Source organism: Mesorhizobium sp. L48C026A00 (assembly GCF_000502375.1).
GTDB lineage: Bacteria > Pseudomonadota > Alphaproteobacteria > Rhizobiales > Rhizobiaceae > Mesorhizobium > Mesorhizobium muleiense.
This window is the reverse complement of the sequence record NZ_AYWU01000065.1, coordinates 1-8792: the sequence shown is the minus strand read 5'-3', so window position 1 is coordinate 8792 and position 8792 is coordinate 1. Positions and strand designations below refer to the sequence as shown.

Genomic DNA, 8792 nt, shown 5'->3' with positions numbered 1-8792 from the left:
TTCTCCAAAAGGAAATTGCTGCCCTGAGTGGGCTGCGCGACCAAGGCATTGTCTCGGACCAACGGTTGAACAGCCTGAAGATACAGGTTGCCACTTTCGGCGGCGAACGCGGTGAGAAGATTGCATATCAGGCACAGACGGCAGCCCGCATAGCCGAAACGCGCCTGCAGATCCCGCAGATCGACCAGGATTTCAAGACGGAAGTCGGCCAGGAGCTCAGAGAGGTTCAGGCGCAGGTCGGGGAGTATGCTGAGCGCAAGGTGGCGGCTGAACAGGAACTGCGGCGGATCGATATCGTCGCGCCGCAGTCAGGCGCCATTCAACAACTCGCAGTTCATACGGTCGGCGGAGTGATTACGCCCGCCGATCCAATTATGCTAATCGTGCCGGAAGGCGACGATCTTGCGCTTGAAGTACGAATCACCCCGAAGGACATCGACCAAATCCAGCTTGGTCACAAGGCCGTGCTGCGGATGTCAGCCTTCAATCTGAGGACCACGCCGGTATTGAACGGATATGTCAGCCGGATCGCAGCCGATCTGGCGACGGACGAAAAAACCGGCCTTTCGTACTACCTGGTGCGTCTATCGGTTCCGCATGCGGAACTGACGAGGCTCAAGGGTCTGACGCTCGTGCCCGGCATGCCGGCCGAAGCGATGGTCCAGACGGGCGAGCGTACGGCGCTTTCCTATTTCGTGAAGCCGCTGTCGGACCAAATCAGTCGGGCATTCCGGGAGGAATGAAAATAATCCACAGAAATATTTTGTTGGTATTCCTGTTGGTTGTCCGCGGGCTACGTGGGTCGTAACGTCCTGAAAGCACAGGCATACTTTCCTCACTTGGATTCCGCCTCTGACTCAGATTCGTGGTTCCGCGGTCATTTTGCCCTTCCAAGTCGCCGCCCATTCAGTTCTTGGCCTCGAGCGCATTAAGATACCCATCATCGTACACAAAGGCTGGAAAAGAGTCCGGTGTCTTGAGCGACCCTAGGTCTGGAGACCTAGGGTGAACCTGCAAGCACAGGGCCAGGAAATGATTGAGCGTCTGCAATATTCGGACAGGTGCATAGGAAGACAGGCAGGCGTTAAAGACGCGCTCTCAACGCGCTAAACCGATGCTACGCACCCCGACCGTCTTGCCGCCCTCGCTCCCGCCGCTAGGAATCAATCGCGAGCAGGCTGCGACGTTCATCGGCGTAAGCTCAACGACCTTTGATGAAATGGTCCAGGACGGCCGGATGCCGCAGCCACGAATGCCGAGCAAGGGGCGCATTGTTTGGGACGTCGAGGAACTTGTATTGGCGTTTCGAAAGCTCCCTCACCGCCAAATCGGAGGAGCACCAAAGCTTGACGAAGATTCGCCGCCGCTAGACAATCCTTGGGATCGAAAACCACGAACATGACGGATGAGGCCGTGAAAATCGATCTTAAGGGCGTAGTGAAGGACACTGATCGCCACGGCAATGATCGGTACTATTTTCGCGCACCGGGTCGGAAGAAGGTCCGGCTCCGTGAACCGACCGGCAGCGACGAGTTCCTCGAGGAACTGCGCTGCGCGCGCGCCGAGGTCACTTATGTTCGGCCCGGCACTCTTCCCGAGATTTCCCGGCGCCTCCCGAAGCCTTCCGAGCCAGCGAAGAAAGGCACGTTACTGTGGCTTTGCCAGGAGTATTACCGTCGGGGCGGCACGGAAATCACCCAAGACACTATGGCGCGCCGACGAGCAATTCTGGAGCGCGTATGCGAATTACCTCATCCCCTCGAAGGTGACCCGGATCCTCAGTATCCCACCAAGGGATCTCTGCCATTCGCCGGTATGAAACGGTCTCATGTTAAGGAGATCAGGGACACCAGGCTCGACGCCCTCGGCGCCGCAAACAATATCGTAAAAGCCATCAGCGCGATGTTTGAGTGGGCAAAGGACACAGAGATTCCGGGCGTCGACTCCAATCCCGCCCGCGGCATCAGACGGCTGAAGAGCGGCGACGGCTGGCACCCATGGGACTTGTCGGAAATCGTTCAATATGAGAAGCGGCATCCGCTGGGTACCGCAGCCAGACGTGCGCTCTCGATCTTCATGTTTACTGGCCTGCGGTTGTCGGACGTCGCGATCTTCGGTCGACAGCACATCACGCTCGTCTACAATGAGGAGACCGAGCAGTGGGAGAAGTGGATCAGAATCAAGCCTGGGAAGACCAGTCGTAACAAGGATGCGGTGTTGGTAGAGCTCCCGCTGCTGCCCGAACTAGAGGCGGAACTTGAACACACGCCCTCCGACCAGATGACATTCCTGGTCAATGAATATGGTCGCCCGTTCTCGGAGAACGGTCTAGGCAACAAGATGCGCCAGTGGTGTGACCAAGCTGAGCTGCCGCACTGCAGTGCTCATGGAATTCGCAAGGCCGGCGCGACGATCGCCGCTGAGAACGGCGCGACCCACGAGCAGCTGAAGGCGATATATGGGTGGACGACGTACCAGCAGCCCGACCACTACATCAAGAAAGCGCGTCGCCGGAAGGTAGCGAGAGCGGCGAAATACCTGCTGGTTATCGATCGAAAAGAGAACAAAATTGTCCCACTTTCCGCTGGGGTGGATTTAGGTGGGACAATTACGGCGAAAAAATCGTGATTTAACAATAGCTGTCCGGGGGAATGGTGGGCCCGGAGGGACTCGAACCCCCAACCAAGCGGTTATGAGCCGCCGGCTCTAACCATTGAGCTACAGGCCCCACACGCGGCTGGATTAATGTTTTTCCCCGAACCGCACAAGGCTTTCCGGATGGGCTGGCCGAAATCGTCCAAATCAGCCCATATTCAGACATTAGAGCGAGGTGCGTCCACTTAGACGCGCAAAATACAAAATACGCTCTAACGCTTTGAATCTACGCATCGAGCTTCCCGAAAATCGATTCCGATTTTTATGCCGATGCGGTAGTCGACAAGCGCGACTGGATCGCAGACTGAGGAGATTTTTATGACCAGACATCTTTTGCCGTTGGCGCTCGCCGCCGCAATCGCTTTTCCGGCGATGGCCGGCGCGGCCGATTCGCCGCCGCCGCCCCGAATCGTCGTCACTGGCGAAGGCGAAGCGACCGCGGCCCCCGATCTGGCGCTGCTGACGCTCAGCGTCATGCGCGAGGCCAAGACCGCGCGTGCCGCGCTCGATGCCAACAACGACGCCATGGCCTCGGTGATCGCCGCAATGAAGTCCGCCGGCATCAAGGAGCGCGACCTGCAGACAGCCGGCATCCAGATCAGCCCGCGCTACAATTATACCAACAAGCCGGACGGCAGCCAGGAAGCCGAACTCATCGCCTACCAGGTGACCAACACGCTTTCGGTGCGCATCCGCGACATCGACAAGACAGGCGAGATTCTCGACAAGGCGGTATCGCTCGGCGTCAACCAGGGCGGCGGCATCTCGTTCTCCAACGAGGATCCAACGGCAACTGTCACCGAAGCCCGCAAGAACGCGGTCGCCGACGCCATGGCCAAGGCCAGGACGCTGGCCGAAGCCGCCGGCGTCAGCATCGGGCGGGTGCTGGAAATCACCGACCAGAACGTCGCGCCGCCGCCGATACCGATGACCGCCAAGGCCTTTGATGCGGCCCGCGAATCGGTTCCGGTGCAGGCTGGCGAGAATTCCTACACAGTGCATGTCACAGTCACTTTCGAGTTGAAGTGACCGCCCGCTGAAGCGCGGGTAACCGGCAACATTGACTTTGCTGCAATAAAAAAACCCCCGAGGACTGGTCCTCCGGGGTTTTTTCGAGCCGCACCCTTCTATCTCAGGCGCTCTACTCCAGACCGACCTTCGCAGAAGGTCATGTCCCTAAAGCTGACCTTTGCAGAAGGTCATACTGCCAGGCAGGCCGTGCCGGTAGGCAACGTGCGAACGCTTACCGGTAGAGGACCGGGCAGCCGCGCTCATTGGCGAACACGACCACGACGCGGTCGCCATACTGGCGGCCCGCCACTTTCACGGTGCGGCGGCCGACGTCGATGATACGGGCGCGGCGCAGACCCATGCGCTCTGCCTTGCCGAGGGCACGGTTTGGCGAGCAGGACCGGCGCCAGTCGCGTTCGCGGCGGCGTTCGCGGTAGTAACCATCGTCATCGCCGGAATAGACGCCGACGCGCGGTTCGTCGTTGTTGCCGAAGCCGAGATAGATGCTGTCTGCATGGGCTGTGGCGGGGATGGCGGCAAACGTGCCGAGGCCGATAAGCGCCGAAAGGGCCGCAGTCTTGATCGTGTTGAACATGTCTTCTCTCCTTGTTCAGGGCTTCCGCCCGCCTTTGATCGAACCAATGTGTCTTACCAATGGCGAGAAGAATACGCTTACGTATCTGAACTTTTTAGGAACCGGCCGTTCATTTCCGGTTCATGTAGCACAAGCAATTGCGCAGTCTTCTCGGCTTTCCGGTTCTGAACAATCCGGCGGGTTCTGAACCATTGGGTGGAAAACGCGCTGTCGGGCAGCCGGTTCCGGTTGCTGAAGGCCCGTCGCTAGGGCTCGTCGTCCAGCATGTGCTCGAAATAGTCGTCTGGCTCGGCAAGATCGGTCTCGCTGGCGCTGACCCGGCCGCGCATGGAGATGCCGGCCTCATGCACCGTCTCGGCACTGCCTGACACCAGCCTGTGCCACCAGTAGAGATCNAGGCGCAGGTTTTGGGCAGCCAACTGATGGTGCGCACATTCTGCGGCGTCAGACCGACGCAGTCCGGGACGCGCGCCAACCGGTTGGCATAATCGGAACAGCGACAGGTTTCGGCGTCGAACAGCCGGCAGCCGACGCTCGTCCAGTAAATCGCGCCGGTGTCTTCGTCCTCGAGTTTCGACAGGCAGCATTTGCCGCAGCCGTCGCAAAGCGATTCCCACTCGGCCGGGGTCATCGCCTCGAGCGTCTTGATTTTCCAGAACGGCGTTTCCATCGACGGGATGTGGCCCCTGCTGGGGTGAAGGTCAAGCACCGCAACAGACGCAGGCCCGGCCAGCACCATAGGCCGGCACCATAGGAATAACACGAAGTCGCCTTCAAAACGCCGGCCAATTGCCCTTCGTGGCCGTTAATGCCCGCTAACCGGAACCAATCCGGTTGATGAACAGTTTGGGCCGGGATGGGACGCCAAAGGAGGATTTTTAATGAAACGCCAACCACGGATTCTGGCAGGCACGGCACTTGGCCTGCTGATGGCGTCCGCGCCGTTGGGCGCATTCCCGTTGCAGGGCAGCGCCGCGTTCGACCCACCGCAGAGTACCGCCACGCCGTTGATCCCCGTGCAATCGAATTGCCCCGAAGGCGAGTCGGCGGAAGGCTGCGCACCGCAGGCGGAACCGGAGCAGAAGCCTCGCAAGAAGCGCGAGGAACAGGCCGCGCCTTCCGGCGAGGAGCAGCAGGGCGGTCAGCGCAGGAAGAAGCGCGAGCAGCAACAGCAAGAGGAAGCCGCACCCGCCGAGCGGGCCGCACCTGCGAGCGACGAACAGCCCGAGCCGCGCAGAAAGAAGCGTGACCGGCAACAGCAGGAGGAAGCCGCACCGGCCGAACGGCCCGCCGAGCAGGCCGCACCTGCCAGCGACGAACAGCCCGAGCCGCGCAGGAAGAAGCGTGACCGGCAACAGCAGGAGGAAGCCGCACCGGCCGAACGGCCCGCCGAGCAGGCCGCACCTGCCAGCGACGAACAGCCCGAGCCGCGCAGGAAGAAGCGCGACCGGCAACAGCAGGAGGAAGCAGCACCTGCCGAAAAGCCCGCCGAGCAGGCGGCGCCTGCCAGCGACGAACAGCCAGAACCGCGCAGAAAGAAGCGCGACCGGCAACAGCAGCAGGAAGCCGAGCAGGCTGCGCCTCGCGAAAACGCCGCGCCTGCAAATGACAACGAGCAGGTCACACCGCGCAGGAAGAAGCGGGAGCAGGATCAGCAGATCGAAGCCGCACCATCCGAACAGCCAGCCAGGAAGGAAGCCGGCGAGCAGGACGAGCCGCTTCCGACCGACCAGCAAACGGCTCCCGCCGAGGGCGAAAAGCCCCGGGATCAGGCTAAGGACCGTCGCAAGAAGCCTGTCGACGAACAGCCGGTGACGGGAGAGCAGCCCTCAACCGGCGAGCAGCCCGCCGAGCGCCAACAGGCCGCACCCGCCGAAGGGGAAGGTCCGGCCCAAGGCGAGGCTCCCGTGTTCGACAGCCAGAAGGAGCGCAAGCGCAGGGGCGGCAGGGACAACGCGCAAGAAACCGGCGGCCAGGATGCCGCTGGTCAGGACGCCGCTGGTCAGCCCACCCAGCAGAACGGCGAGCAGGCGGAAGCCCCGAGGCCGGCTCCGGTCGAACAGGGACCGCCGCCCACCGACGACAGGTCGGCCCAGCAGGCGATCAAGCTTGAGAGGATGGTTCGGGCGACGGAGGAAAAGGGCAGACGCGTTGAGCGTGCGCCCGACGAGGAAAACATTCGCCGCCGTCGTGAACGCCCGCGCGGGGTCGACGTCGTCAGGGAACTCGGCGACCGTGTTATCCTCCAGTTCAACAATCAGACGATCGTGGAAAGCGACGATACGCCGCGCATGCGCCGTGGCGCGCGGAACGTCTACTATGAGGAGTTGTCGAGCAATCGCACCCGGGAAATCGTCGAGCGTGACAATGGTGTCCAGATCGTCACCATCCGCAACCGCTACGGCGACGTCGTCCAGCGTTCACGCATCGCGCCCGACGGACGCGAATATGTGCTGAGCTATGTCGACGAGCGGCACTATGAGGACGATGGCGACTGGCGCGATCCAGGCGACGACCTGCCGCCGATTCGGATCGACATTCCGCGCGAGGAGTACATTCTGGATTCCGAGGAGGTCGAGGATCCGGACGACTACTATACCTTCCTTGAACAGCCGCCGGTGGAGAGGGTGCAGCGCCTCTACTCGATCGACGAGGTCAAGCGCTCGGCCCGCGTGCGCGACATCGCCCGCCGCATCGACCTCGACACGCTGAACTTCGAATTCGGTTCAGCCTCGATCCCCGAAACCGAGGTGCAGAAACTGGAAGGCGTCGCCAGCGCCATGGAGAAGCTGCTGGAGAAGAACCCGGCGGAAACCTTCCTGATCGAAGGCCATACCGATGCCGTCGGCAAGCCGGAGGCGAACCTCGCTTTGTCCGACCGTCGCGCGGAGGCGGTCGCCGAAGCCCTGAGCAATGCCTTCAGCATCCCGCCGGAGAACCTGACGACACAGGGCTATGGCGAGGAGTATCTCAAGGTCGATACGTCTGAGCCGGAGCGCGAGAACCGTCGCGTCGCCATCCGCCGCATCACCTCGCTGGTTGCGCCGGTCGCCAGCGCGAATTAACTCGCAGTTTCAGAAACCTGAACTGGTTTCTGGAATCTATGCGGGAAGACATAGCCCACCCCGGTTTCTCCGGGTTGGGCAATTTCCGGCAATCAGCCGAGGTTGAAGGAGAATGTAAGTCGCGATTTAACCAGGCATTGAATCGCGAGGTCATCCACCCCAGATTCTGGCTAGGGCTTCCCTGCCCTGTCCCGACTCCAGCGGGACACATGAGCCCCGCCGGTACCCCCTCGCCGGCGGGGTTTTTGTTTCCTGCTTCGGTTGGGAAACGAGGGCTGTGCCGGTGCCAGTCAGTAGATATTTTTCACGTTGGTTTTCGAATTCGCAAACACCTCGTCCGGCACGAAGAAATCGCCGGCAAGCGGACCTGTCGCGTCAGGCGCATAGATCGAAAAATCGCTGACGCCCTCGGCGTGCAGCACCTCCTCGTCGATGTAGAAATTGCCGGTCGCTTCGCGCGACGGCCTGAGCAGGATCGCATGCGCGGCATCGGCCATGATATCGGGCGAACGGCTCATCGCCGCCACTGTCGCCCCGCCCAGAAGATTGCGCACCGCTGCCGTATCGATCGTCGAGATCGGCCACAGCGAATTGACGGCGATGCCGTCCCTGGCGAACTCCGCGCTCATGCCCAGCGTGCACATCGACATGCCGAATTTGGCCATCGTATAGGCGACATGGTTCTTGAACCATTTGGCCTTCATGTCGAGTGGCGGCGCCAGATTCAAGATGTGAGGATTGTCGGCCAACTTCAGGTGCGGAATGCACATTTTGGAAACCAGGAACGTGCCGCGTGTGTTGATCTGGTGCATCAGGTCGTAGCGCTTCATGTCGGTTTCCAGCGTGCCGGTGAGTTGGATGGCGCTGGCATTGTTGATGCAGATGTCGATGCCGCCGAATTTTTCGACGGTTCTGGCGACCGCCTCGGCCACCTGCCCCTCCTCGCGTATGTCGCACAGCATCGGCAATGCCTTGCCGCCGGCCTGCTCGATCTCCTCAGCCGCCGTATAGATCGTGCCCGGCAGCTTCGGGTGGGGCTCGGCGGTCTTGGCCGCGATGGTCACATTGGCGCCGTCGCGCGCGGCGCGCAGCGCGATCGCCAGCCCGATGCCGCGCGACCCGCCGGAGATGAACAGCGTCTTTCCCTTGAGCGACATGTCTTGCGCCTTTCCTGTGCCGGCCCTCTTTGCACAATCCTTGCCGCGTGCCGTCGCCGGTTACAAGAGCGGCGAGCATCGAGAGATGGTGACGCTGCGGAGGATTTTCGTGGCGTCGCGCTGCCCCTCATCGCCCTGCCGGGCACTTCTCCCCGTATAGTGACGGGGAGAAGGACGCCTTCATCACAGCTTTCGCCAACTCGCAACGTCGCAAGAATTGAGCCGTGGCTGCGTTCAGCTCCCTTCTCCCCGTCACTATACGGGGAGAAGGTGCCGGTGTCCGAACCGGATAGATAGGTAACAGAATGG

The 8792-nt window shown here is 61.3% G+C and carries 6 protein-coding genes, 1 tRNA gene and 1 pseudogene; 4 read left to right on the top strand and 4 right to left on the bottom strand.

Annotation, left to right across the window (positions count from 1 at the left end):
* Both X738_RS79800 and X738_RS0145020 read left to right on the top strand, forming a co-directional pair.
* Positions 1 to 743, top strand: a 743-nt coding sequence (locus tag X738_RS79800) for an HlyD family type I secretion periplasmic adaptor subunit (protein ID WP_023804114.1), incomplete at its 5' end; no start/stop codon positions are given.
* A gap of 670 nt (positions 744 to 1413) precedes the next feature.
* The gene (locus tag X738_RS0145020; RefSeq protein WP_245277891.1) at positions 1414 to 2628 is read left to right on the top strand and encodes a tyrosine-type recombinase/integrase; all 1215 of its coding nucleotides are present in this window, start codon (positions 1414 to 1416) and stop codon (positions 2626 to 2628) included.
* Positions 2629 to 2652: 24 nt separating this feature from the next.
* On the opposite strand, the gene X738_RS79795 is transcribed toward X738_RS0145020, so the two are convergent.
* Positions 2653 to 2728: transfer RNA gene (locus X738_RS79795), tRNA-Ile, on the bottom strand.
* A 245-nt stretch (positions 2729 to 2973) separates the two neighbouring features.
* On the opposite strand from X738_RS79795, the gene X738_RS79790 reads away from it, so the two are divergent.
* A complete protein-coding gene (locus tag X738_RS79790) occupies positions 2974 to 3684 on the top strand; it encodes an SIMPL domain-containing protein (RefSeq protein ID WP_023804112.1) in 711 nt (236 codons plus the stop codon).
* 214 nt (positions 3685 to 3898) lie between these two features.
* Here X738_RS79790 and X738_RS79785 read toward each other — a convergent pair whose 3' ends face one another.
* Both X738_RS79785 and X738_RS79780 read right to left on the bottom strand, forming a co-directional pair.
* Positions 3899 to 4261 carry a hypothetical protein gene (locus X738_RS79785; RefSeq protein ID WP_023804111.1) on the bottom strand — a complete coding sequence of 121 codons (363 nt, stop codon included), beginning with the start codon at positions 4259 to 4261 and terminating at the stop codon, positions 3899 to 3901.
* A 245-nt stretch (positions 4262 to 4506) separates the two neighbouring features.
* Positions 4507 to 4931, bottom strand: a pseudogene (locus X738_RS79780) (YcgN family cysteine cluster protein).
* Between the two features lie 211 nt (positions 4932 to 5142).
* Between X738_RS79780 and X738_RS79775 the strand changes: the two are divergent.
* A complete protein-coding gene (locus tag X738_RS79775; RefSeq protein ID WP_023804109.1) occupies positions 5143 to 7326 on the top strand; it encodes an OmpA family protein in 2184 nt (727 codons plus the stop codon).
* A gap of 290 nt (positions 7327 to 7616) precedes the next feature.
* Here X738_RS79775 and X738_RS79770 read toward each other — a convergent pair whose 3' ends face one another.
* Positions 7617 to 8483 (bottom strand): SDR family oxidoreductase, encoded by an 867-nt coding sequence (locus X738_RS79770; RefSeq protein ID WP_023804108.1) that lies wholly within the window; start codon positions 8481 to 8483, stop codon positions 7617 to 7619.
* Positions 8484 to 8792: the final 309 nt, after the last annotated feature.